At 72.3% G+C, this 22,505-nt stretch carries 16 protein-coding genes and 1 tRNA gene; 6 read left to right on the forward strand and 11 right to left on the reverse strand.

Features of this window, described 5'->3' with window-relative positions:
- Positions 1-9 precede the first annotated feature (9 nt).
- Both ACQP2F_RS44125 and nagA read left to right on the forward strand, forming a co-directional pair.
- Positions 10-888 (forward strand): ROK family protein, encoded by an 879-nt coding sequence (locus ACQP2F_RS44125; RefSeq protein WP_433307876.1) that lies wholly within the window; start codon positions 10-12, stop codon positions 886-888.
- On the forward strand, positions 885-1,976 hold the full coding sequence (gene nagA, locus ACQP2F_RS44130; RefSeq protein ID WP_433298678.1) for an N-acetylglucosamine-6-phosphate deacetylase: 1,092 nt from the start codon (positions 885-887) through the stop codon (positions 1,974-1,976). Before ACQP2F_RS44125 ends, nagA begins: the two co-directional genes overlap by 4 nt.
- Here nagA and ACQP2F_RS44135 read toward each other — a convergent pair.
- Together ACQP2F_RS44135 and ACQP2F_RS44140 are read right to left on the reverse strand one after the other, a co-directional pair.
- Positions 1,942-2,631, reverse strand: coding sequence for a phosphatase PAP2 family protein (locus ACQP2F_RS44135; RefSeq protein ID WP_433298680.1), 690 nt, complete (start codon positions 2,629-2,631; stop codon positions 1,942-1,944). The genes nagA and ACQP2F_RS44135 overlap by 35 nt on opposite strands.
- Before the next feature lie 10 nt (positions 2,632-2,641).
- On the reverse strand, positions 2,642-4,039 hold the full coding sequence (locus tag ACQP2F_RS44140) for a trypsin-like serine peptidase (RefSeq protein WP_433298682.1): 1,398 nt from the start codon (positions 4,037-4,039) through the stop codon (positions 2,642-2,644).
- A gap of 114 nt (positions 4,040-4,153) precedes the next feature.
- On the opposite strand from ACQP2F_RS44140, the gene ACQP2F_RS44145 reads away from it, so the two are divergent.
- Positions 4,154-5,374 carry a DUF4032 domain-containing protein gene (locus tag ACQP2F_RS44145; protein ID WP_433298684.1) on the forward strand — a complete coding sequence of 407 codons (1,221 nt, stop codon included), beginning with the start codon at positions 4,154-4,156 and terminating at the stop codon, positions 5,372-5,374.
- Positions 5,375-5,434: 60 nt separating this feature from the next.
- Here ACQP2F_RS44145 and ACQP2F_RS44150 read toward each other — a convergent pair whose 3' ends face one another.
- Positions 5,435-7,228, reverse strand: coding sequence for a potassium channel family protein (locus ACQP2F_RS44150; RefSeq protein WP_433298686.1), 1,794 nt, complete (start codon positions 7,226-7,228; stop codon positions 5,435-5,437).
- A gap of 99 nt (positions 7,229-7,327) precedes the next feature.
- On the opposite strand from ACQP2F_RS44150, the gene ACQP2F_RS44155 reads away from it, so the two are divergent.
- Complete coding sequence (locus ACQP2F_RS44155) at positions 7,328-8,437, forward strand: hypothetical protein (RefSeq protein WP_433298688.1); 1,110 nt, start codon at positions 7,328-7,330, stop codon at positions 8,435-8,437.
- Between the two features lie 161 nt (positions 8,438-8,598).
- On the opposite strand, the gene ACQP2F_RS44160 is transcribed toward ACQP2F_RS44155, so the two are convergent.
- Complete coding sequence (locus ACQP2F_RS44160) at positions 8,599-9,786, reverse strand: low temperature requirement protein A (protein ID WP_433298690.1); 1,188 nt, start codon at positions 9,784-9,786, stop codon at positions 8,599-8,601.
- Positions 9,779-10,210, reverse strand: a complete 432-nt coding sequence (locus ACQP2F_RS44165; RefSeq protein WP_433298692.1) for a GNAT family N-acetyltransferase — start codon at positions 10,208-10,210, stop codon at positions 9,779-9,781. The genes ACQP2F_RS44160 and ACQP2F_RS44165 overlap by 8 nt, the downstream gene beginning before the upstream one ends.
- Before the next feature lie 225 nt (positions 10,211-10,435).
- Between ACQP2F_RS44165 and ACQP2F_RS44170 the strand changes: the two genes are divergently transcribed.
- Positions 10,436-13,375 (forward strand): Hsp70 family protein, encoded by a 2,940-nt coding sequence (locus ACQP2F_RS44170; RefSeq protein WP_433298694.1) that lies wholly within the window; start codon positions 10,436-10,438, stop codon positions 13,373-13,375.
- A gap of 46 nt (positions 13,376-13,421) precedes the next feature.
- Here the strand turns inward: ACQP2F_RS44170 and ACQP2F_RS44175 are convergent, their stop codons facing one another.
- A complete protein-coding gene (locus ACQP2F_RS44175; RefSeq protein WP_433298696.1) occupies positions 13,422-14,507 on the reverse strand; it encodes an ABC transporter ATP-binding protein in 1,086 nt (361 codons plus the stop codon).
- Positions 14,508-14,643: 136 nt separating this feature from the next.
- Here ACQP2F_RS44175 and ACQP2F_RS44180 point away from each other — a divergent pair.
- A tRNA-Thr gene (locus tag ACQP2F_RS44180) sits at positions 14,644-14,717 on the forward strand.
- A 170-nt stretch (positions 14,718-14,887) separates the two neighbouring features.
- Here ACQP2F_RS44180 and rlmB read toward each other — a convergent pair.
- From rlmB to ACQP2F_RS44205, 5 genes are all read right to left on the reverse strand, one after another.
- The gene (gene rlmB, locus ACQP2F_RS44185) at positions 14,888-16,000 is read right to left on the reverse strand and encodes a 23S rRNA (guanosine(2251)-2'-O)-methyltransferase RlmB (protein WP_433298698.1); all 1,113 of its coding nucleotides are present in this window, start codon (positions 15,998-16,000) and stop codon (positions 14,888-14,890) included.
- The gene (gene cysS / locus ACQP2F_RS44190; protein ID WP_433298700.1) at positions 16,000-17,412 is read right to left on the reverse strand and encodes a cysteine--tRNA ligase; all 1,413 of its coding nucleotides are present in this window, start codon (positions 17,410-17,412) and stop codon (positions 16,000-16,002) included. The genes rlmB and cysS overlap by 1 nt, the downstream gene beginning before the upstream one ends.
- Before the next feature lie 206 nt (positions 17,413-17,618).
- Positions 17,619-17,828: a hypothetical protein gene (locus tag ACQP2F_RS44195; RefSeq protein WP_433298702.1), complete on the reverse strand. Its 210-nt coding sequence runs from the start codon at positions 17,826-17,828 to the stop codon at positions 17,619-17,621.
- Positions 17,829-17,959: 131 nt separating this feature from the next.
- Positions 17,960-19,315, reverse strand: a complete 1,356-nt coding sequence (locus tag ACQP2F_RS44200; RefSeq protein ID WP_433307878.1) for a class II fumarate hydratase — start codon at positions 19,313-19,315, stop codon at positions 17,960-17,962.
- Between the two features lie 38 nt (positions 19,316-19,353).
- Positions 19,354-22,350 (reverse strand): BTAD domain-containing putative transcriptional regulator, encoded by a 2,997-nt coding sequence (locus ACQP2F_RS44205; protein WP_433298704.1) that lies wholly within the window; start codon positions 22,348-22,350, stop codon positions 19,354-19,356.
- Positions 22,351-22,505: the final 155 nt, after the last annotated feature.

Genomic DNA, 22,505 nt, shown 5'->3' on the forward strand with positions numbered 1-22,505 from the left:
GGGACGGGGATGAAGTGCGCGCTGGTGAGCCCGGACGGGACGGTCCGCCACGAGGAACGCCACCCCACGCTGGCCGAGCGCGGCCCGGAGGCGGTCACCGAGAACATCCTGCGGGTCGCGGCCGGCCTGGCCGATCGGGCCCGGGCCGACGGCCGAGAGCCGGTCGCGGCCGGCATCGCGGTGCCGGGCGTGGTCGACGAGGAGAACGGCGTCGCGGTCTGGTCGTCGAACGTCGGCTTCCGGGACGTGCCGGTGCGCGCGCTGCTCTCGGAGCGGCTCGGCCTGCCCGCCACACTCGGCCACGACGTGCGGGTGGGCGGCATCGCCGAGGCGCGGCTCGGCGCCGGCCGCGGCGAGCGGCACGTGCTCTTCGTCGCCGTCGGCACCGGTATCGCGGCCGCGCTGGTGGTCGACGGCGCCGGGTACAACGGCGCGCACGGCGCGGCCGGCGAGCTCGGCCACATCGTGGTGCGGCCGGGCGGCGTCGCCTGCCCCTGCGGCCAGGTCGGCTGCCTCGAGTCGATCGCGTCGGCCCGGGCGATCGGCCAAAGATATCGCGATCTATCGGGCAATCCGGAGGTAACGGCCTTCGATGTGGTGAACGATCTCGCGGTCAGTGAGGTCGCCCGAAATGTCTGGCAGGAGGGCGTCGACGCCCTCGCCGATGGCCTGGTCACGGCTCAAGCGCTGTTCGACGTCGACGTCATCGTCCTGGGCGGCGGACTGGCCGAGGCCGGCGACGCGCTGCTCGCCCCGCTCAAGGACGGGATCGAGAAGCGGATCACCTTCCACCGGATGCCGGGCATCGTCCGGGCCGCGCTCGGCGACACGGCCGGCTGCCTCGGCGCCGCCCTGCTGGCCCTCGACCACCTGGAGCAGACCGCATGAGGATCAGTGGCCGGATCGTCCGGCCGGGCGCGGTCGTGCCCGGCCACCTGGAGATCGACGGCCCGACGATCATCGAGGTCCACGAGGACAACCGGGCCGGCGACGACATCGTGGTGCCGGGCTTCGTCGACATCCACTGCCACGGCGGCGGCGGGCACACGTTCACCACCGGCGACGTCGAGTCGGCCCGGGCCGCGGCCGCCTTCCACCTCGGCCACGGCACGACGACGATGCTGGCGAGCCTGGTCAGTTCCCCGTTCGAGCTCATGCGGGACGCCACCGCCGCCTATTTGCCGCTGGTCCGCGAGCGGGTGATCGCCGGGGTGCACTACGAGGGCCCTTACCTCTCCGGCGCGCGCTGCGGCGCGCAGAACCCCGACTTCCTCCGCGACCCGTCGATCGAGGAGCTCTCGGCGCTGGTCAAGCTGGGCGAGGGTGCCGTACGCATGGTGACCGTCGCCCCCGAGCTGCCCGGCGCCCGGGAGGCGATCGCCTTCCTGCGCGACCACGGGGTGTTGGCCGCGATCGGGCACACCGACGCCACGTACGAGCAGACCGAAGCCGGAGTCGCCGCCGGCGGAAGCGTCGGCACCCACCTCTTCAACGGCATGCGCCCGCCGCATCACCGCGAACCCGGTCCGGTGATCGGCCTGCTCGAGTCGCTCGCGGTCTGCGAGCTGATCGCCGACAACATCCACCTGCACCCGGGGATGCTCGCCTTCGCCGCCCGCTCGGCCGGGCCGGACCGGGCCGCGCTGATCACCGACGCGATGGACGCCACCGGCATGCCCGACGGCACCTACGACCTGGGCGGCCAGGAGGTCGTCGTGGCCGACCGGGTGGCCCGGCTGGCCCGCAACGGCTCGATCGCCGGCAGCACGCTGACCATGGACGTGGCGCTGCGCAACGCGGTGGCGGCCGGCATCACGCTCCGGGACGCGGTCGCGATGGCCTCGACCACGCCGGCTCGGGTGCTGGGCCTGGACGACGAGGTCGGCGCTCTGGAGGCGGGCCTGCGGGCCGATCTCGTGGTGCTCGACGCCGAGCTGACCGTCAAGCGCGTGATGCGGGCAGGAACCTGGGTATGAACCGGTCGATCAGCCGGACCAGCACCAGCCCGAGCAGCACCCCGGCGATCGAGTCGGTGAGCCAGTGGAACCCGGTGTAGACGGTCGTGACGAACAGGATCGCGACCGGTAGCACCCGCACGGTGACCCACTCCCGGCGGCTCAGCTCGCGGCCCAGCAGCGCCGCCAGCAGCAGGGCGATCACCCCGTACCAGACCAGGGCATTGCCCATGTGGCCGGAGGGATAGCTCATCGCCTTGGCACCCTCGGCGTAGGGGTTGAACATCACCGCCTTCTCCGGTCCGTCGAAGCGCGGCGCGGCGCGATCGGCCCAGATCTTCAAGGGCCCGATGGTGATGTACGTGAGGACGAACGCCGCCGCGAACGGCAAAGCCGCCCGCCACGACCTCGTCCGGTAGGCGAGCACCCCGGTCAGGATCAGCGCGACCGGCATCAGCACCTGACCGCCCTGGCCGAGGTAGTTGAAGACCCGGGCGGCCCAGTAGAGCGGGGCCGGCTGGTGCGCGAAGGCCCAGTCGGCCACCCGCTGGTCGAGCGTCAGCAGGTGGCCCCTGATCAGTGCGACCGTCAACGCCACGAACGCCACCACCAAGGCGGCGTCGAGCCACCAGCCGAGCCGGGGGCGGGTGCGTACGGGCGCGATCGTCGGGGTCACGCCCTCAAAGTTAGAGGTAGCTGCGCAACTTCGCGGCAAGCAGGTCGCCCCGGACCCCGGAGTTGGGGCAGCCGCCGAAGTGGTGCAGGGCCACCACCTTGTTCGTCGCCCGGGACAGCACCGGCGAGCCGGACGAGCCGCCCTCGGTGTCGCAGTAGTACGCGACGTCGGAGTTCGCGGCGTACCCGGTGTAGTTCGGGTCCGCCACCGAGCAGTTGCCGGCTCGCTCGCCCAGCGAGCCGGCGATCCGTGTGGGCTCCCCGGCCGGGTGCTGAGGCACGTAGAGCTCCTGGTTCCGGGCCGGGCGCGCGGTGTCGAGCTGCAGGTAGCCGAACTTCCGCACGGCGTTGAAGTTGTCGACCGTGAACAGCGTGTAGTCGTACGTGTGGTCGGTCGACAGGACCTTCGCGCCCCAGACCTTGGTCGGCTGGAAGACGTCGTACCCGCCGCAGCTCGCGCACTGGTAGTTGAACCAGACCTCGGTGTCGTAGGCCTCGCTCGAGTTGGTGAAGCAGTGGTTGTTGGTGAGCATGCGGTTGTTCGGGCCCACCCGCCAGCCGGTGCACAGCTCGGTGCCGTTGATCAGCAGCCGGGCGATCGCCTTCGACTTGGTGTACGCGACCGGGTCGGCCGAGCGGTAGCAGACGGCGTCGGCCGAGGTGTCGGCGCCGCAGACGGACTCCTCGCGACCGGTCCGCTGTTGTTGCGGCGGCGTCAGCTGCCCCTCGGGCTGACGGGCCTGCTCGGTGCGGCTGAACCCGCGGGCCACCCGGTCGACGTCGACGCCGAGAGTGCCGAGCAGGTTGTCGAGCACCGGCACGCCGGCGGCCCGGTGCATCTCCAGCACGGCGGTGTCGCCGGTGACCGACATCGCCCACTTGTCGGCGGCGCCGGTTTCGAGCACGGCCGGGGCGTCGTAGCGGTACGACTCGGTGCCGTCCGGGTTCGAGACGGTCAGGTAGTCGCCGGGCAGCATCGCCATCCGGTTGAAGTGCAGCTTCACGTAGGAGGCGCCCGGATAGGTGAACACCTCGCGGCGCGGGCCCTTGCCCAGGTAGCCGAGCAGCCGGTCGACGCGGAGCAGCTCGCCGACGCGCTGCCGGCCGTCGTTCGTCGCCGTCGCGGACTCGGGGATGCCCGGGCGACGTGTCTCACCCGGCTCCGCGGCGGCCGATGGGGCGCTCCGGGGGCTTTGCGGTTTCTGCTGCGCGGCCGGCGGCGCGGCTGGATCCGCGGCGTCGGCCGGCTGCATCTGCTCGGCGGCGACCGGCGTACGCGCGACGCCCGGCCCGTCGTGCCAGGTGCCGACCCGCTCGGTGCCGCCGACGTTCCACGCCGCCGCGCCGGTCGCACCGGCCAGGACCAGGGCCGCGCAGGCGCCGAGGGCCAAGCCCGCCTTACGTCGCATCTCAACCGCCATTCGAGTCATATCAGGGACATATGTGCTATTCCGGCGTTCTCGCACCTGTGTAACGAGCCACCTGCGGCCGCGACGCGCCGGGGAGGCGGGCACACTGGTTCGGTGCGCATCACGTCCGCCCTCATCGACCCGGCGTTGCTGGAGCTGCCGTGGTCCATTCCGCTCGAGGAGTGGCCCGCCGACCACCTGGTCGCCCTGCCGCAGGGCATCTCGCGGCACATCGTGCGGTTCGTCAAGCTCAACGACGTCGTCTACGCCCTGAAGGAGACGCGCGAGCGGATCGCCGAAAAGGAGTACGACCTCCTGCGCGCGCTCGAACGGATCGACTTTCCCGCGGTCGAGGCGGTGGCGACCGTCACCGACCGCACCGACGCCGACGGCGAGCCGCTGGAGACCGTGCTGATCACCCGGCACCTCCAGTTCTCGCTGCCCTACCGCGCGCTCTTCTCCCACGTGCTGCGGCCCGAGACGCTGAACCGGCTGCTCGACGCCCTCGTGGCGCTGATCGTCCGGATGCACCTGACCGGCTTCTCGTGGGGCGACTGCTCGCTGTCGAACACGCTGTTCCGGCGGGACGCGGGCGCGTTCGCGGCCTACCTGGTCGACGCCGAGACCGGCAACCTCTACCCGAAGCTGTCCGAGGGCCAGCGCAGCGAGGACATCGAGATCCTGCGGGTCAACATCTTCGGCGAGTGTCTCGACCTCGAGGCGGCGGAGCTGCTGCACGAGTCGATCGACCCCGAGGCGGTGGTGGACGACATCGTCACGCGCTACGAGCGGCTGTGGCACGAGGTCACGTACGAGCAGGAGGTCGCCCAGCGCGACGCGCGGCACGACATCGAGCGCCGCATCCGGCGCCTCAACGAGCTGGGCTTCGACGTGGCCGAGGTCGCGCTGTCCACGGTGGACGGCGGTTACCGGGTGCGGCCCAAGGTCGTCGACGCCGGCTACCACACCCGCCGGCTGCTGCGCCTGACCGGCCTCGACGCCGAGGAGAACCAGGCCCGGCAGCTGCTCAACGACCTGGACACCTATCGGGCCGAGAGCGATCTCACCGACGAGCAGCAGGCCGCGCACCGCTGGCTCACCGAGGTCTTCGAGCCGGTCGTGCGGGCGGTGCCGGCCGGGATGCGGCGCAAGCTGGAACCGCAGGAGATCTTCACGCAGATCATCCAGCACAAGTGGCTGCTGTCCGAGAACGCCGGGCGCGATGTGGGCATGGCCCCGGCCGTGCAGTCCTACCTGACCGACGTGCTGGCCAAGAAGCCCGACGAGCAGGCCGTGCTCGGTATCGAGGTCAGCTCACTGGCCGCCGGCCTCTAGCTCGCGTCTTCTTCTCAGCCGGCGCTGCGATTCTCTTTCAGCCGGCGCCGCGCATCTCCTTCAGCCGGCGCTGTCGACCTCGGCCATCGGTGGGCTCGCCTGCTCGAGCAGCACCCGCAGGCCGGCCCGGCGGGCGACCACCACCACTTCGTCGCCCGCGGTCAGCACCCGGCGCGGGTCGGGCTCCCAGTCGACCCACTCCGAGCCGGCCGCGCGCATGCTGATCACCCGGGTGCTCTCGGCCCGGTCGACGTTGACCAGCGCAGCACCGTCCAATGTCGACCCGGCCAGCACCTGCACGGTCGCGACCAGCACCGCGTGCCGGTCGACCGGGATCGTCGCGAGCACCTCCCGGTCGAGCATCGAGGCCGCGAAGACCGGCGCGCAGAGCCGCGAGACGCTGCGCGAGATGGTGATGCCGAAGGCGTCCTGGACCCGGCGGGCGAAGTCGTCGTCGAACAGCCGCAGCACGACCCGGATGTCCGGCCGGGCCGCCCGGGCGTGCAGCGCGGCCTGCAGGTTCACCGCGTCGTCGGTGGAGACCACGACCAGCGCCTTGCAGGTGTCGATCGAGGCCGCGCGCAGCGTCTCCTCCCGGGACGCGTCGCCGACGATCATCGGGACGCCCAGCTCCTCGGCGACCCGGGCGCCGCGGGCCTCGGGCGTACGGTCGATGGCCACCACGCTGATGCCGAGATCGGTGAGCTGGCGCAGGACCCGGGTGCCGACGTTGCCGAGACCGACCAGCACCACGTGACCGGCGTGCGTGCCGAGCACCTCGCCGCGGTCGCGGGCCAGTCGGGTCTTGACCACGCCGTCGACGATCGCGGCCGTGATCAGCGGCAGCAGCGCGACGCCGGCCAGCGTGAGCACGACCTGCGCGGCCTGGGCGACCGGGTTGCGATCGGGCTCCACATCGGACGAGCCGACCACAGTCAGCAGGGTCAGGTAGATCGACTCCCAGAAGCCGTGCACACCGGTGCGCCCGGCCAGCACCGCGCCGGCGGCAACCGTGATGACCACCGCGATGAGCACGGCGATGGCCAGCTTGCGGGTCATGCCGACGCGCATGGCCCGGCGCAGCGACAACCGCGGGCGACGGGGGCGGCGCGACCGCCCGGCCCGGGCCAGGCGCCGGGTCGGCACCGTCGGATCGGCGGCCCGGCCGGTCGCGTTGACCAGCACCAGATCGGTCGGCCGGCAGTCGGCCGCGGCCGGCTCGGACGGCAGCAACGCGATCTGGCCGCCGGCGGCCGCGGCGGTCAGCGAGAGCACGACGGCGCCGGGCGGCACCTCGCAGCGCCGGGCGACGTAGAGGGTGCGGCCGGCGTAGCGGAAGTGGGTGGGCGCGACGCCGCCGAGGGCCGCGGCCACGAACGCGGGCGCGGCCATGCCGGCGTCGGAGAGCACGGCGCAGTCGGTGAACAGCTTGCGCACACCCTGGGCCAGGCCGGTGGTGAACATGCGGATCACCAGACGCAGATCGCCCTCGACCGCCCGGGCACACAGCGCGGCATGCAGATTGACCATGTCGTCCGGCATCACCAGCGCCAGGGCCGCGGCCCCGGCCAGACCGGCCGCCCGGAAGGTGCGCTCGTCGAGCCGGGCCGCGGTCACCACGCGCACGCCCTTGGCCTGGAGATCGTCGAAGTCGGGCACGTCGGCCCGCAGATCGGGCGGAACGATCACGGTGAGCCGGAGGCGGCGACCGGAAGTGATCAGCTCTTCGGCGAGCGTGTATACCAGCGCGTCGGCCCCGCAGACGACGAAATGTGGCCGGTCGTCACCGTTTCGCTCGCGCAGCCGCGACACCAGCGATCGGCGCGAGGCTTCCTTGATCGGTTCGGTGGCCACGTTCGCGATCGTAGCCAGCCGGAACCCGCCGACGGGGCCGCTCGTTGCCCCTTCCGACGCTATTCGTCCGAGTTTGCACGTTTGCCAAAAGGAGATTCAGTGCGCAAGTTTTGGTATGCCGGAGCGGTCGTCGCGGGCGGGGTCCTCCTGTTCGGCGCCGCCGCACCCGCGCAGGCCGACCTGCTGCCCGGAACCGCTACGGCGGAACAGCAGGCCGACGAGCAGCTCGCCGGCCTGCTCGGCCAGAGCAACGGGGTCAATGTGGACAACCCGCTGCAGTACAGCACGCTCGGCACCACTCCCATCGGCTCGACGCCGCTGATGCAGTTCAAGTCCGGCCAGAACACTCCCGACCTGAACCCGGTGCTGCCCGGCGCCGACACCGACACCGGCGCCGCGGCCCGGGAGTCCGGTCAGGACACGCGGCCGACCCTGCCCGCCGCCGACGTCGTCGGCGGCACGCTGCACCAGCAGGGCAACAGCGTGGCGCTGCAGCGCTTCAACATGCAGCCGGCGCCGCTGCGCAACCTGCCGATCAGCAACCTGCTCGGCGGCGGGCTGCCGCTGCTGGGCGGCCTGCTGCCGGACGGCGGAACGCCGGGCGTGATGCAGCGCTCGGCCGCGCCGCGGGAGGCTTTCGACGGCGGCGTGCCGCTGCTCGGCGGCCTGGGCGGCCTCCTGCCGGCGAACGAGGTGCCGCGCGGCGGGGACGGCCCCGATACGACCGGTGACGCGTTGCCGGCCGGCGGGATGGCGATCCTGCCCGCCGCCACCGCGCCGGGATTCGGCCAGGCCGCCCAGCCGGCTGCCGGTCAGGCGGCTGCCGGTCAGGCGGCTGCCGGTCAGGCCGCTGCCGGTCAGGCCGCTGCCGGTCAGGCCGCCGCCCAGCCGGCCGCGGGGCTGCCGAACACTCCGGCCGTCGTTGCCGGTCAGCCCGTTGCCGGCATGCCGGCCGGCGGTCAGCCCGTTGCTGGGCAGCCCGTTGCTGGGCAGCCCGTCGCCGGTCAGCCGGTGACGGCGGCCGACCCGCAGGCCAAGCCCGACCAGGACAAGCCCGCCCGGACCAAGCCCGGCAAGCCGAAGCCGGCCGCCACCCCGGACGACCCGCGCCTGCACGAGGAGCCGATCGACGGCGAGTCGGGTTCGCCGCGGCGCGCGTTCTCGCCCGACGGCCGCCCGGTAGCCGGGATCGACCAGCAGTACAAGTAGGACAGACGTCATCTAAGCAGCATTTCTCCACCGGCCCGCCCGATCTGCCCCGGGCGGGCCGGTTTCGCATACGGGCTTGAGCGGGCCGGCGACTCGGCCGTCACCGTGGCGAGCTCGCCCAACCCGCCGGTCCGGAACGCGCCCGCTTCGCGGAACGGCGGCTAGCGGGCCTGCTCGGTGACCCGGTCGGGGATGCGGCGGCCGAGGCTGCCGTTCACGGCGACCAGCGCGACCAGCATCACCGCCATGACTTCCAGCGACGCCGGGACCAGTGGGGTCAGCAGCACGAGCACGGCGGCGACCGGGAAGGCGGCCAGCAGCGGGCCGCTCAGGTGCGGCCGGATGTGCAACAGCCAGACCACGAACAGGTAGACCGCCACGGGCGCTGCTATCGCGTACCCGCTCGTGGTTGAAGAGATCTCGGCGTGCTCGGTCGCGTGGTCGACCGCGACGCCCAGGCCGGCGCCCACCGCGGCCGCCGCCGCGAAGATGAAGTAGTGGCCGTAGCCCCAGAACATGGACGTCCGCAGGCTGGTCAGCAGGTTGTGCGCCGACCGGTCGAAGTAGAGCCACCACAGTGCGAAGACCACCACGAGACCGGCCACCGCCAACCTGATCAGCGCCCCGGTGTGGGCGCCCTCGTCGAGCGCGCCGCGGAAGGCGACCGTGGCCGCCGCCACCGACTCGCCGAGCACGATGATCGTGAAGAGGCCGTAGCGCTCGGCGATGTGGTGCCGGTGGTAGCTGGTCGGGCCGCCGGGCGCGCGCTCGGCCCAGATCGGCACGGCCAGCTCGCAGAGCACCAGGAAGACGAAGACCGGCACCACCGGCCACGAGTCGGGCAGGGCCAGGCGCAGCAGCCAGAGCACCTGCACCGCGGTGACGCCGATCGCGTACCGGGTGGCCGCGTGCCGGTGCCGGTGGTCGGAGCGGGCGGCGCGCAGCCACTGGGTGACCAGGGCCAGGCGCATTACCACGTACCCGATGGTGATGATCCTGAAGTCTTCGTGCTCGAACGCGGGACTCACCCCGGCCGCGAGCACGAGCGCGCCGGCGATCTGGACGAACGTGGTGATCCGGTAGACGTCGTCGTCGGTGTCGTAGGCGGAGGCGAACCAGGTGAAGTTCATCCAGGCCCACCAGATCGCGAAGAAGACCATCAGGTAGCCGCGCACGCCGTCGAGCACGTGGCCCTCGGCGATGCTGTGGTGCAGTGGCGCGGCGGCCTGCGAGACCGCGACCACGAAGCAAAGGTCGAAGAACAGCTCGAGCGGGGTGGAGACGCGGAAGGGCTCGTCGGCCGACCGGCCCCGCATCGGGACCAGGAACCGGCGCTCGGTCTCAGACATCGGCACCACCGTCGATCAGATCCCAGTTGAGCAGCTTGAACGTGGTCTCCTCGGTGGCGCCGGCCCGGCGGTACGTAGCCAGGGCCGCCTCGTTGTCGACCTCGGTGCCGACCCACATGCCGTAGCAGCCGCGGCCGCGGGCGATGCGGGCGAGCTCGGCCACCAGCTTGGTCCCGATCCCCTGGAGGCGGGCCGCGGGCGCGACGCCGAGCTCGTACACGAACATCTCGGTGCCCTTGTCCGGGTGGGTCATCTCGACGCCGGAGATCATGCCGACGGCGCGTCCCCCCTCGTCGTACGCGAACAGCAGATGGTGCCCCGGCTCGGCGAGGAAGTGCTCGGTCGCCGCCGCGATCGGCGGCGCATCGAAGAGGTCGGCCGCGGCGTGGACCGCCTCACTCGTCAAGATCCGCTCGATGCGCATGGCCAGCACTTTATTGCCCGAGGGTCACGGCCGGGTCATGCTCCTGTCCGGAGGAGGTAAGGCCGCCGGTCGTGCTTGCCGGCTGTGGATGGCCTGCGGGAATTGTCGTAGGGGGCTCCTAGAGTCCGCCCCACCCAGTTCCGGGTGGGGATTCGTTACGGCGGAGGCGGGCGTGTCGTGGACGGGTCGTAGCATGACGGCCGAGGTGGCTGAAGGGGTGGCAGCGTGACCGACATCGACGGCTTCGTGCTCGGCGTCGACCTGGGCACCTCGCACACGGTCGCCATGCTGCGCCATCCCGACGGCCGCACCCGGCCCCTGCTGTTCGACGGCCAGCCGTTGCTGCCGTCGGCGGTCTACCTCGACACCACCGGCCGCCTGCACGTCGGCAACGACGCGCTGCGCCTCGGTCACGCCGAGCCCGGCCGCCTGGAGCCGCATCCGAAGCGGCGCGTCGACGAGGCCACCGTCCTGCTCGGCGGGGTCGGCGTGCCGGTCGCCGACCTGTTCGCGGCCCTGCTCGGCGTCGTGGCCCGGGAGGCGGTCGCGACCGCCGGTCTGCTGCCGCCGGCCGTGCTCACCTACCCGGCGGCCTGGGGCGCCCCGCGCCGCGCCGTGCTCACCGACGCGCTGGCCAAGGCCGGCTGGCCGGCCGACAGCCGGCTGGTGCCCGAGCCGGTCGCCGCCGCGCGCTACTTCGCGGACGTGCTGCGGCGCCCGATCCCGGTGGGCGCGTCGCTGGCCGTCTTCGACTTCGGCGGCGGCACCCTCGATGTGGCCGTGGTCCGTCATGAAGGCGCCGGGCCGGGCCGGTTTGCCGTCACGGCCTCGGGCGGGGCGGATGACCTCGGCGGCCTCGACCTCGACGCGGCCCTCGTCGATCACCTGGGCAAGACGCTGGCCGGCGCCGAGCCCGAAGCGTGGCGGCGCTTGACCGAGCCGGTGACGCTGGCCGAGTGGCGGGCGCGGCGACAGTTCTGGGAGGACGTGCGCGGCGCCAAAGAGATGCTGTCGCGCAGTTCGTTCGCACCGGTGCCGGTGCCGGGGGTCGAGCACGCCGTCCACCTGACCCGGGACGAGCTCGAGGCCGCCGCCGACCCGCTGGTCCGCCGCGGCGTCACCGAGGCGGCCGCCGTGATCGCCGCCGCCGGGCTCCAGCCCACCGAGTTGGCCGGATTGTTCCTGGTCGGCGGCTCGTCCCGGGTGCCGCTGGTGGCCCGCCTGCTGCACGGGGAGCTCGGTGTCGCGCCGACGGTCCTCGAGCAGCCCGAGCTTCCGGTCGCGGAGGGCGCCTTGCTCGCCACCGAGGGTGCGGTCTTTTCCGGCGGCGCCACCGCCGGCGCTACCGCCGGCGCCGCCGCCGGGCCGCCGCGCTTCGCCTCGGGGGTCGCCACCACGGCGACGCCGACTCCCAGGCCCTCGACCGTCGACGGAAATCCGCCGCCGATCACCGATACCCGGGCGCAGTCGGCCGCTGTTCCGGCTTCACCCGCCCGCGCTTCGGACGTCACTGACGAACGGCTCAAGGCCGAGCCCGTCGATCCCTGGGCGACCGGCGAGGCGGCCGCGCTTGCCGCCGGCCACGTGGCCCCCACCTCCGTGCCGCCATCTACGCCGCATTCGCCGCCCCCGCATTGGCAACAAGGCGGCTCCCTCGGCGGAGGCTTCGCCGCGCCCGGAACCCAGCCGCCAGTCCCGGGCCACGACCTTCCTCCCGGCAGGGGCTTCGCCGCCCCCGGAACCCAGCCGCCGGTCCGGGGCCACGACGTTCCCGCCGGCGGCTGGGTCCCGGGCGCAACCACCCCCGCAGCGGCCCCGGCACGCCGTGGACTCGGCAAACGCGCGTACATCGGCATGGGTTTGATCTTGATCTTGGGGTTGGTCGCGGGCGGTGTGGCTCTCCTCCGGCCGAACGGGAAGATCAGCTACCAGCCGCTCAGCGAGCCGCGGCGAATTGCCCCGATTGTGCCGGTCAGCTCGGATTGGTCGGACGCCGAGATTCTCGACGGGCGCGCCTATTTCGCCAGCTCGGACTCCGAGACCGGGTCGGCGGGCGTCGTGGCGATCGGCGTGGGCGACTCGAAGCCGGCCTGGACCAGCACCGCGGCGGGGAAGGCGGCCCGCTGGAAGTCGATGATCGCGCTGCCGGTGGGAGTGGCGCTGTTCACCGACGTCGATTCGACCACCAGCAAACGGCGCGTCGCGGTGCTCGGCAAGAAGGACGGGGCCCTGCTCTGGGAGCGGACCATCGGCAATGACGATCCGGTGCTGTTCGCCGGGGACAGCGCGGTGCTCGCCGACCGCGACGGGCACCGGCTTGTCGGGCTCGGGCTCAGCGACGGCCGCGAGCGCTGGTCGGTTCCCGACCCGCGGAGCACGTACGCGGCGGACACCCACGTGATCACCGTGACCACTCCAAAGGACCTCGCCGGACCCGCCACCGTCTTCGGCCGGCCGTTCGAACCCGACTTCGCCGACGACGCGCGCATCGTGCAGATCGGGGCGGACAAGTCGGCGCGGGTGATCGACGCCGACAGCGGCAAGGTGCTGACCTCCCGGCAGAACGTGGCCGAGCCCGACGACGAGGTGGTCGCGCACAACGGCCGGCTCATCGTGCTGCAGCCCGACGACCAGCGGATCGTCGCGTACGACCTGGAGAAGTTCGGCGAACCGCGGGTGCTCTACACGACCCAGGAGCAGAACAGCCAGATGAAGGACGTCACCCCGTGCGGCGACGACCGGGTCTGCTTCGACGAGGAGATCGGGTACGACGGGAAGACCGCGACCGTGGTGGCGCTGGATGTCGCCAAGGGGAAGCAGCTGTGGCGCTACCGCCTCGCGAACACCGAGACGATCGTGCCCGTCGGCGAGGCGCTGCTGGTCACGACCACGACGCCGGACATGACGCTGCTCGACGCCGACGGCGGCAAGGTCTGGACCCACGCGGGCGAGGCGGCCCGGCTCAACGACAACAACCTGCTGGAGTTCTCGAAGCAGCTCAACCGGACGCCGGGCGAGACCGCGCTCTACGGCCGGCGGCTCGGGGCCGAGGCGGTGCCGCTGGGGTCGTTCGCCGACGTCCGCTCCGACACCTGCTCGTGGGACACGTCGATGCTGGCCTGCGTCGCCGAGAAGGACTTCGTGCTCCAGCGGTTCGCCCACTGAAAAGGGCGGCCCCCGACGGGGACCGCCCTACCTCAGCCGATCAGTTTCAGATGCGCTTGCCGGACTCCGCGTTGAACACGTGGATGCCGTTGGCCTGCGGCCGCACGAAGACGGTCTCACCCATCGACGGCATGTGCCGGCGGTCGGTGCGGACCACGAAGCGCTCCGAGCCACCGTCGAGGTCGGCGTGGCCGTAGACGTTCGCGTCCGAGCCCAGGTCCTCGACCAGGTCGACCACGATCGGCAGCGCGCCCTCGGCCTCGGACACCAGGTCGGCCGCCTCGGGACGGAAGCCGATGGTGACCTTGCCGCCGCTGTTCTGCGCCGCCGCGACCTGCTCGCGGGTCAGCGGGATGGTCGTCGCGGCGAACTTGGCGCCCGACTCGGTCAGCGGAACGGTCTTGATGTTCATGGCCGGGGAGCCCATGAAGCCGGCGACGAAGACGTTGCCGGGGGTGTCGTAGAGCGCCCGCGGGGTGTCGACCTGCTGGAGCACGCCGTCCAGCATGACCGCGACCCGGTGGCCCATGGTCATGGCCTCGACCTGGTCGTGGGTGACGTAGACGGTGGTGACGCCCAGCTTGGCCTGCAGCGTGGCGATCTGCGAACGAGTCTGGACGCGGAGCTTGGCGTCGAGGTTCGACAGCGGCTCGTCCATGAGGAACACCTGCGGCTCACGCACGATCGCGCGGCCCATCGCGACACGCTGGCGCTGGCCACCGGAAAGCGCCTTCGGCTTGCGCGACAGGTACTCGTCCAGCTGCAGGAGGGCCGCCGCCTCCTTGACCCGCCGGTCGATCTCGGCCTTCGACGTCTTGCGCAGCTTGAGGGCGAAAGCCATGTTCTCGTACACCGACATGTGCGGGTAGAGGGCGTAGTTCTGGAAGACCATCGCGATGTCGCGGGACTTGGGCGGCAGGTTGGTGACGTCCTTGCCCTCGATCAGGATGCGGCCCTTGTCGACGTCCTCGAGGCCGGCGAGCATGCGCAGGCTCGTGGACTTACCGCAACCGGAGGGGCCGACCAGAACCAGGAACTCGCCGTCGCCGATCTCGAGATTGAGCTCGTTGACGGCCGGACGCTCTGACCCCGGGTAGATCCGGGAGGCGTGGTCATAAGTGACGGTGGCCATGGTGAAGCGACTTCCTTTCCACCGGCAGGAACGTGCCGGACGATCCGAGTGGAAGAAACAGTGCTGTAAACGTAAATGTTTTTCCGCGACCTGCCAAGGTGGCCGCTAAGTACTGAGACGTTATGCTGACCCCCGCGCCCCTGTAGCTCAGCTGGCCAGAGCACCCGTCTTGTAAACGGGAGGTCGTCGGTTCGATCCCGACCGGGGGCTCGCCGCCGCGTTTCCCTGCCTGCGGAAAGCGCAGGCCGGGGCGGCTCGCATGCTTACCTGGGGGCCGAGCCCCCAGACCCCCACGTTCCAAATGGTTACGGTGGTGCGTGGTCTCGCTATCGAAGGCGCCCGCCCGCGTTCGTTCGTACGCCTTCGTGAAGGGCCGAGCGTTACTGGTCGTATGTGCGGCGGCGGGCTACCTCGGCCAGGGTTACGGCGGCGGCTACGCTGGCGTTCAGGGACTCTACGTCTGAGGCCATGGGGATGCTTACGCGCAGGTCGCAGGTCTCGCCTACCAGGCGGGAGAGGCCGCGGCCCTCGGAGCCGACCACGACCAGCAGCGGGCCTACGGCGGCCTCCAGTTGGTAGAGGTCGGTCTCGCCGTCGGCGTCGAGGCCGATCGCGGTGAAGCCGGCCTTCTGGGCCGACTTGATGGCCCGCGTCAGGTTGACCACCTGGGAGACCGGCACGCGGGCGGCGGCGCCGGCGCTCGTCCGCCAGGCGGTGGCGGTGATGCCGGCGGCGCGGCGCTCGGTCATGAAGACGCCGTGGCCGCCGAAGGCCGCGACCGACCGGATCACCGCGCCGACGTTGCGGGGGTCGGTGACGCCGTCCAGGGCGACCAGCAGCGGGGCCGTCTGCTCGAGCGACGCGGCGACCAGGTCGTCGAAGTCCTCGTACGCGAACGGCGGCACCTGCAGGCCGATGCCCTGGTGCAGCACGCCGCCGGTCATCCGGTCGAGCTCGTGCCGGCCGATCTCCAGGATCGGGATGCCGCGGTCGCCGGCGGTGCGGACGATCTCGGCCACCCGCTCGTCGATGTCGATGCCCTGCGCCACGTAGAGAGCCGTGGCCGGGACCGCCGCGCGCAGCGCCTCGACCACCGGGTTACGGCCGAGCAGCAGCTCCGGCCCCTCCTTGGTGGGGTTCGAGCGGCGGCCGGGCGCCACCCGCGGGCCGCCCCGGCCCGGGAACCCGCGCTGCGGCACCGGACGGCCGGTGTTGCGGCCGCCGCGGCCCCACGTGGTGTCCTTGGAGCCGGGCATGCCGACCTTGGGCGCGCGGCCCTCGGCGGCCGCCGCCCGGCGTTCCTTGTCCTGCTTGCGGGCGGTCTTGTCGGGCAGTTTCTCGGTGCCCGAGTAGCCCTTGTGCCAGGGCCGCTCGTCGGCCGGCAGGGTGCGGCCGCGGCCCTTGAGGCTGTCCCGGTTCTTGCCGCCGGAGCCCTTGACCGCGCCCTTCTTGGCGACCGTCCGCTTACTTACATTTCGGGAGTTACCCGGCATCAGTGCTCTCCTACCGTCCATCGCGGCCCGGCCGGAGTGTCCTCCACCTGAATTCCCGCGTTCTTCAATTGATCCCGTACGGCGTCGGCCGCCGCCCAGTCTTTGCGGGCCCGCGCCTGCGCCCGCTGCTCCAGCGCCAGCTTGACCAGGGAGTCGACCACCGGCTTGAGGTCGCTCTTGGTCTCGCCGCCGCTCCACGCCGGGTCGAGCGGGTCGAGGCCGAGCACGCCCAGCATCGCCCGCACGGCGGTGAGCGAGCCGCGGATGCCGGTCTCGTCGCCGGACGCCAATGCGGTGTTGCCCTCGCGGATCGTGTCGTGCACGACGGCCAGCGCGGCCGACGTGTTGAGGTCGTCGTTCAGCGCGGCGGCGAACGAGGGCGGCACGTCCTTGGGACGGCCCGGGCCCACGACCTCGGCGGCCCGCTGCACGAAGCCCTCCATCCGCCGGTACGCCACCGCGGCCTCGCGCAGCGACTCGTCCGAGTAGTCGATGCGCGAGCGGTAGTGCGGGCTGGCCAGGTAGTAGCGCAGCTCGACCAGGCGGATGCCCATCGCCTGCACCGCGGCCACGTCGATCACGTTGCCCAGCGACTTGCTCATCTTGGCCTCGCCGAGGTTGAGCAGCGCGTGGTGCACCCAGTAGCGGGCGAAGCCGAGGCCGGCCGAGCGGGACTGCGCGATCTCGTTCTCGTGGTGCGGGAAGGTCAGGTCGAGGCCGCCGCCGTGGATGTCGAACTCGTCGCCGAGGTAGCGCCGGGCCATCGCCGAGCACTCGATGTGCCAGCCGGGACGGCCCCGGCCCCAGGGTGACGGCCAGGACGCGTCGAGCGGCTCGTCGGCCTTGACGCCCTTCCACAGCGCGAAGTCGCGGTAGTCGCGCTTGTCCGGCTCGCCGCCGTCGGTCGGCGGCCGCATCTCGTCCGGGTTCTGCCCGGAGAGAGCGCCGTACTCCCGGTACGACGGCACGTCGAAGTAGACGTCGCCGTTCCCACCGGCGGCCGGGTAGGCGTGCCCGAGCTCGACGAGCGTGCCGATCAGCTCGTGCATCTCCGGGATGTGCCCGGTGGCCAGCGGCTCGTAGGTCGCCGGCAGCACGTTGAGGTCGCGGTAGTTCGAGTCGAGGACGAGCTTGTTCGCGTACGCGATCGCCCAGAAGGGCCGCCCGGAAGCGTTGGCCTTGTCGAGGATCTTGTCGTCGACGTCGGTGATGTTGCGGACGAAGGTGACGTCGTGGTTGGTGTGCAGCAGCCAGCGCCGCAGCACGTCATAGTTCACCGCCGAGCGCAGGTGGCCGATGTGCGGCGTCGACTGCACGGTGAGACCACACAGGTAGATCCCGACCTGACCGGGCGTCTTCGGGACGAAGTCCCGGACGGATCGGGTCGCGGTGTCGTACAAGCGGAGCGTCACCGTACAAGGGTAGCGACCCGGCGAAATCGAGTTATCCACAGCCTTGCTCCCGCCCTGGGTCAAGTCCGCCACGACGTGTACGCCGATGCCCGTCTCGCGCCGGACCATGAGCTGGCATGCCGTGCCGCTCTCGCCCGCCTGCCCCCGGGCACGGTCCTGGCCGGGCGGTCGGCGGCCGTCCGATACGGCGTGCGGCACGCGGCGACCTACACCGACGACGTGCACGTCATCGCCCAGCCCCGGCCCGCATAGGCGCCCAGCGTGGTCTGCGGGTGCACCACGTCGCCCTGGACGCCGGCGAGACGACGCCCGGTTCCATGCTCGCCACCACCCCGGCTCGGACGGCTTGTGACCTGGCGAGATGGCTCACCCCGCTCGAGGCCGTCCCGATCGTCGACGGCCTGATGCGGCTTCATCTGGTGACGCCCGAGCAGCTCGGCCGGCTGGCACCGCCCGCGCGCCCGGCCCACGACGCGGCCATTTCCGGGAAGCGGCCGCTAATCGGGCCCGCGACGCGGCCACTTCCTGGAAGTGGCCGGCTCCCGGGTTACGGGCGCGTCATGCGGAGCACGTCCAGGGCCTCGTCCAGCTGCTGCTCGGTGAGGCGTCCCTCGGCGACGTGACCACGCTCGATCACCAGCTCGCGGATGGTCCGGCCGGAGGCGAGCGCGGCCTTGGCGATCGCGGCGCCCTCCTCGTAGCCGATGAAGCGGTTGAGCGGGGTGACGATCGACGGCGATCCCTCCGCGTACGCGAGGGCGACGTCGACGTTCGCCTCGAGGCCGGCCACGCAGCGGTCGGCGAGCAGCCGGGCGGCGTTGGTCAGCAGCCGGATCGACTCGAGCAGGTTGCGGGCCATCACCGGCAGCATCACGTTGAGCTCGAAGTCGCCCTGGGTGCCGGCGAACGCCACGGTCGCGTCGTTGCCGATGACCTGCGCGCAGACCTGGCGCACCGCCTCCGGCACCACCGGGTTCACCTTGCCCGGCATGATCGACGAGCCCGGCTGGAGGTCGGGCAGCCGCAGCTCGCGCAGGCCGGCCCGCGGTCCCGAGCCCATCCAGCGGATGTCGTTGACGATCTTGTAGAGGCTCACCGCGATCGTGCGGAGCTGGCCGGACGCCTCGACCAGGCCGTCCCGCGCACCCTGGGCCTCGAAGTGGTTGCGGGCCTCGGTCAGGGGCAGGCCGGTCGACTCCCGTAGCCGCTCGATCACCGCGGGGGCGAACCCGGGCGGGGTGTTGACGCCGGTCCCCACGGCGGTGCCGCCCAGCGGCAGCTCGGCCAGGCGGGGAAGGGTGGCCTCGATGCGCTCGATCCCGGCCGCGACCTGCGCCGCGTACCCGGAGAACTCCTGACCGAGGGTGACCGGTGTCGCGTCCATGAGGTGCGTCCGCCCGCTCTTGACCACCTCGGCCCAGGCCTCGGCCTTCTCGCTCAGCGCGGCATGCAGGTGGCGCAGCGCCGGGATCAGGTGCGCGACGACGGCCTCGGTGGCGGCCAGGTGGATCGAGGAGGGGAAGACGTCATTGCTCGACTGCGAGGCGTTGACGTGGTCGTTCGGGTGCACCGGCCGGCCCAGCTCGCGCGCGGCCAGGGTGGCGATGACCTCGTTGGCGTTCATGTTCGAGGAGGTGCCCGAGCCGGTCTGGAAGACGTCGATCGGGAACTGGTCCTCGTAACCCCCACCGGCCACGTGCGCCGCGGCGGTCGCGATGGCTTTGGCGAGATCCTCATCCAGTACGCCGAGGGCGGCATTGACCTGCGCGGCGGCACCCTTGATCCGGGCCAAGGCCGCGATGTGGGCCGGCTCCAGCCCGCGCCCCGAGATCGGGAAGTTCTCGACCGCCCGCTGCGTCTGCGCCCGCCACAGGGCGTCGGCCGGCACCCGGACCTCGCCCATGGTGTCTTTTTCGACCCGATAGCCACTCTGCTCGGTAGTCACGACACCATCGTCCCTCGCTCGGTCGCGGGCTGCAGTTGATCCGCGCCACCCTGGTCGCCGCGAAGCGCGGCCAGCCGCCGCTCGACGTCGGCCAGCTCCGGCGCGCCCAGCTCGGCGAAGGTGTCCCGGGCCAGCTCCCAGAAGCGCCGCGCCTCCCCGGGATCGTCGGCGCAGTCGCCGAGGCCGATCCGCGCCTGCGCCGCCGGGTAGGGCAGCCGCATCTGGTGCGCGAGCCGGAATGCCTCCTCGAACATCTCCCGCGCCGCCGACCGGTCGCCCAGGGCCAGCAGCGTGAACCCGAACGAGCAGCGGAACCGGGACTCCTGATGCGGGTCGTGGTTACTGAGCGCGAGCGCGATGGCCTGCCGGTGCCGGTCGACCGCCTCGTCGAGCCGGCCCTCGATCCGCAGCATCCGGGCCACCTCGTCCTGCCCGTCGGCCGCGCCGTACGAGTACCGCACCCGCTCGTAGAGCCGAAGCGCCAGCTCGATCTGCCGGAGCGCCTTGTCGACGTGCAGCACGCCGATGCGGTGCTTGAGCACGGCCAGGTTGAGCAGGCTGTCCACGAGCTGGGTCATGTCGCTGAGCTCGGACTGTGCGAGCAGCCGCAGCCGGTAGTAGCGGATCGCGTCGTCGATGTTGCCGAGGCAGACGCTGCACAGCGCCAGCAGGTTGAGCCGGGTGTTCGACTCGGCGCCGCCCCGCCGGTTGGAGGCGTGCCGCTCGCCGATCAGTACCAGCTCCATCGCCTTGCGCCAGCGCCCGGCCTGGTAGTGCATGCCGGCCAGGTTGCCGAGGCCGATCGAGACGCCGTCCCGGTCGCCGATCTCCTCCCGGATCCGGATGCTCAGCTCGAGCAGCGCGATGGCCTCGTCGACCTCGGCCCGGCGGTAGTGGGCCGAGGCCAGATAGTTGGCCACGGTGGCGATGGCCCACCGGTCGCCCGCCTGCTGGGTGACGGCCAGCGCCGTACGGTAAAGGCTCGCCACGTCATCGATGTAGCCGCGCGTCCAGAGATAGCGCCACGCCGCTCGCGGGATCTGCCAGGCGTACTCGGGCCGGCCGGCCGCGATCGCCGCATCCAGGAACAACGGCAGGTTGCGCCGCTCGCGCTCGAGCCGGGCCGCCGGATCGTCCAGCGCCTCGACCAGGTCGGGCCGCAGCGGCGCCGGCGAGCGCAGGTCGCGGTCGAGGTTCATCCGCACCCCGCCGGCCGTGGTCGCGATCGCCGCGTGCAGCTGCTGGTCGAGCAGGCCGACCAGGGCCTCGTGGCGCTGCTCCTCCCCCAGCTCGGCGGCCAGCGCGGCCGCGAACTCGCGCAGCAGGTCGTGCAGCCGGTAGACCTCGGGCTCGGGCTCCTCGACCAGGTGCACGTCGACCAGGTCGTCGAGCGCGTCCCGGGCGTCGTCGATCGGCAGCCCGGTCAGCCCGGCCACGGCCGGCGCGTCGAAGTCGGCGCCCGGGTAGAGGCCGAGCAGCCGGAACACCCGTTGCGGCCCGGGCGGCAGCTGGCTGTACGAGACCGCGAACGCGTCGGCCACCGAGCGGTCCTCGGCCGCCAGCTCGGGCAGTGCCGAGGCGCCGAGCCGGCGCAGCAGGTCGGCGACCCGCCACCGCGGCCGGTGCGCGAGCCGGGCCCCGGCCAGCCGCAGGGCCAGCGGCAGCCCGCCGCAGCGCCGCACCACCTCGAGCGCGGCCTCGGGCTCGGCCTCGATGCGGTCGCCGGCGATCCGGGCCAGCAGCGCCACCGCCTCGCGCTCGGCCAGCACGTCCAGCGACTCGGGGTGAACACCGTCGAGGCCGGCCAGCCGCCGCCGGCTGGTGACCAGCGCGAGGCTGCCGGGCGTGGTCGGCAGCAGGTCGGCGAGCTGGGCGCTGAACGCCACGTTGTCGAAGAGCACGAGCGCACGGCGGCGGGACAGCTCGGTCCGCCACAGCCCGACCCGGTCGACGAACGACGACGGGATCCGCTCGGGGTCGACGCCGAGCTGCCGCAACAGGACGAGCAGCGCCTCGGCCGGCCCGATCGGCTGCTCGGCGCTGTGCCCGTGGAGGTCGACGAAGAGATGCGCGTCCGGGTAGCGGTCGCCGACCAGCGCGGCCACGTGCAGCGCCAGCGTCGTCTTGCCGCTGCCGGCCATCCCGTCGATGACGGCGATCACCGGGCACCCGGACTCGGCGTGGTCGATCGCACCGACCAGCCGGCTCACCTCGTCGTCCCGTCCGGTGAAGTCGCCGACCGTACGGGGAAGGCAGCGCACCCGGGAGGTCGTGCTCTCGACGTCCGGCAGCCGCCCGGTGAGGATCTGCTGATGCAGGTCGCGCAGCTCCCGGCCGGGCTCGATACCGAGCTCGTCGCGCAGCACCTCGCGGGCCCGGCGGTACTCGGCGAGCGCGTCGGCCTGCCGCCCCGAGCGGTAGAGGGCGACCATCAGCTGCCCGCGCAGCCGCTCCCGCAGCGGGAACCGCTCGACCAGCCCGGACAGCTCGCCGACCAGCTCGCGCTCGCGGCCGGCGCCCAGCTCGAGGTCGACCCAGTCCTCGGTGGCGGCGGCCCGGTGCTCGTCGAGCACGGCCGCCGCGCGCCGCACGGCCGGGCTGTCGATCTCGACGAGCGCCGGGCCGCGCCACAGGTCGAGGGCCCGGCGCAGCAGCGCGGCGTCGCCGCCGGCCCGGGCCTCCGCGGTCAGCCGGGCGAAGACCAGCGAGTCGAGCTCGTCCGGGCCGACCCGCAGCCGGTAGCCGGCCGGATCGGTGGCGATCGCCTCCGGGGGCAGCACCCGCCGCAGCCGGGAGACGCAGGCCTGCAGCTGGGAGCGGGCGGTCGACGGCGGATCCTCGCCCCAGACCGCGTCGACCAGCTCGCCGAGGCTGACCACGCCGTCCGGGTCGAGCAGCAGCATGGCGAGCACGACCCGGTCCCGGCCGGACGCCACCGCGACCGGCGCGCCGTCGGCGCCGACCGAGAGAGGTCCGAGGATCCGGTAACGCAACCCGCTCAGGCTCCGGCCACCGCCGGTAGCACCCGGTCACGTTCCGCCATGATCGCCACTTGCTGTCCATCGCCGGTGACGGACAGTGGCCCAAAAATGCGATACCGCAAGGGAGCCACTCCGATCCGTGAATATGCCCTCCGAGGGTAGCCGAG

Origin of the sequence: Actinoplanes sp. CA-030573, assembly GCF_050951115.1 — a bacterium.
Lineage (GTDB): Bacteria > Actinomycetota > Actinomycetes > Mycobacteriales > Micromonosporaceae > Actinoplanes.

What these genes read in the sequence shown, in the direction of transcription:
- ACQP2F_RS44125 (WP_433307876.1), top strand. Translation starts at nt 10, where the DNA reads ATGAAGTGCGCGCTGGTGAGCCCGGACGGGACGGTCCGCCACGAGGAA.
- nagA (WP_433298678.1), top strand. Translation starts at nt 885, where the DNA reads ATGAGGATCAGTGGCCGGATCGTCCGGCCGGGCGCGGTCGTGCCCGGC.
- ACQP2F_RS44140 (WP_433298682.1), bottom strand. Translation starts at nt 4,039, where the DNA reads ATGCGACGTAAGGCGGGCTTGGCCCTCGGCGCCTGCGCGGCCCTGGTC.
- ACQP2F_RS44160 (WP_433298690.1), bottom strand. Translation starts at nt 9,786, where the DNA reads ATGTCTGAGACCGAGCGCCGGTTCCTGGTCCCGATGCGGGGCCGGTCG.
- ACQP2F_RS44165 (WP_433298692.1), bottom strand. Translation starts at nt 10,210, where the DNA reads ATGCGCATCGAGCGGATCTTGACGAGTGAGGCGGTCCACGCCGCGGCC.
- ACQP2F_RS44175 (WP_433298696.1), bottom strand. Translation starts at nt 14,507, where the DNA reads ATGGCCACCGTCACTTATGACCACGCCTCCCGGATCTACCCGGGGTCA.
- rlmB (WP_433298698.1), bottom strand. Translation starts at nt 16,000, where the DNA reads ATGCCGGGTAACTCCCGAAATGTAAGTAAGCGGACGGTCGCCAAGAAG.
- ACQP2F_RS44195 (WP_433298702.1), bottom strand. Translation starts at nt 17,828, where the DNA reads ATGAAGCCGCATCAGGCCGTCGACGATCGGGACGGCCTCGAGCGGGGT.
- ACQP2F_RS44200 (WP_433307878.1), bottom strand. Translation starts at nt 19,315, where the DNA reads ATGGGCGAGGTCCGGGTGCCGGCCGACGCCCTGTGGCGGGCGCAGACG.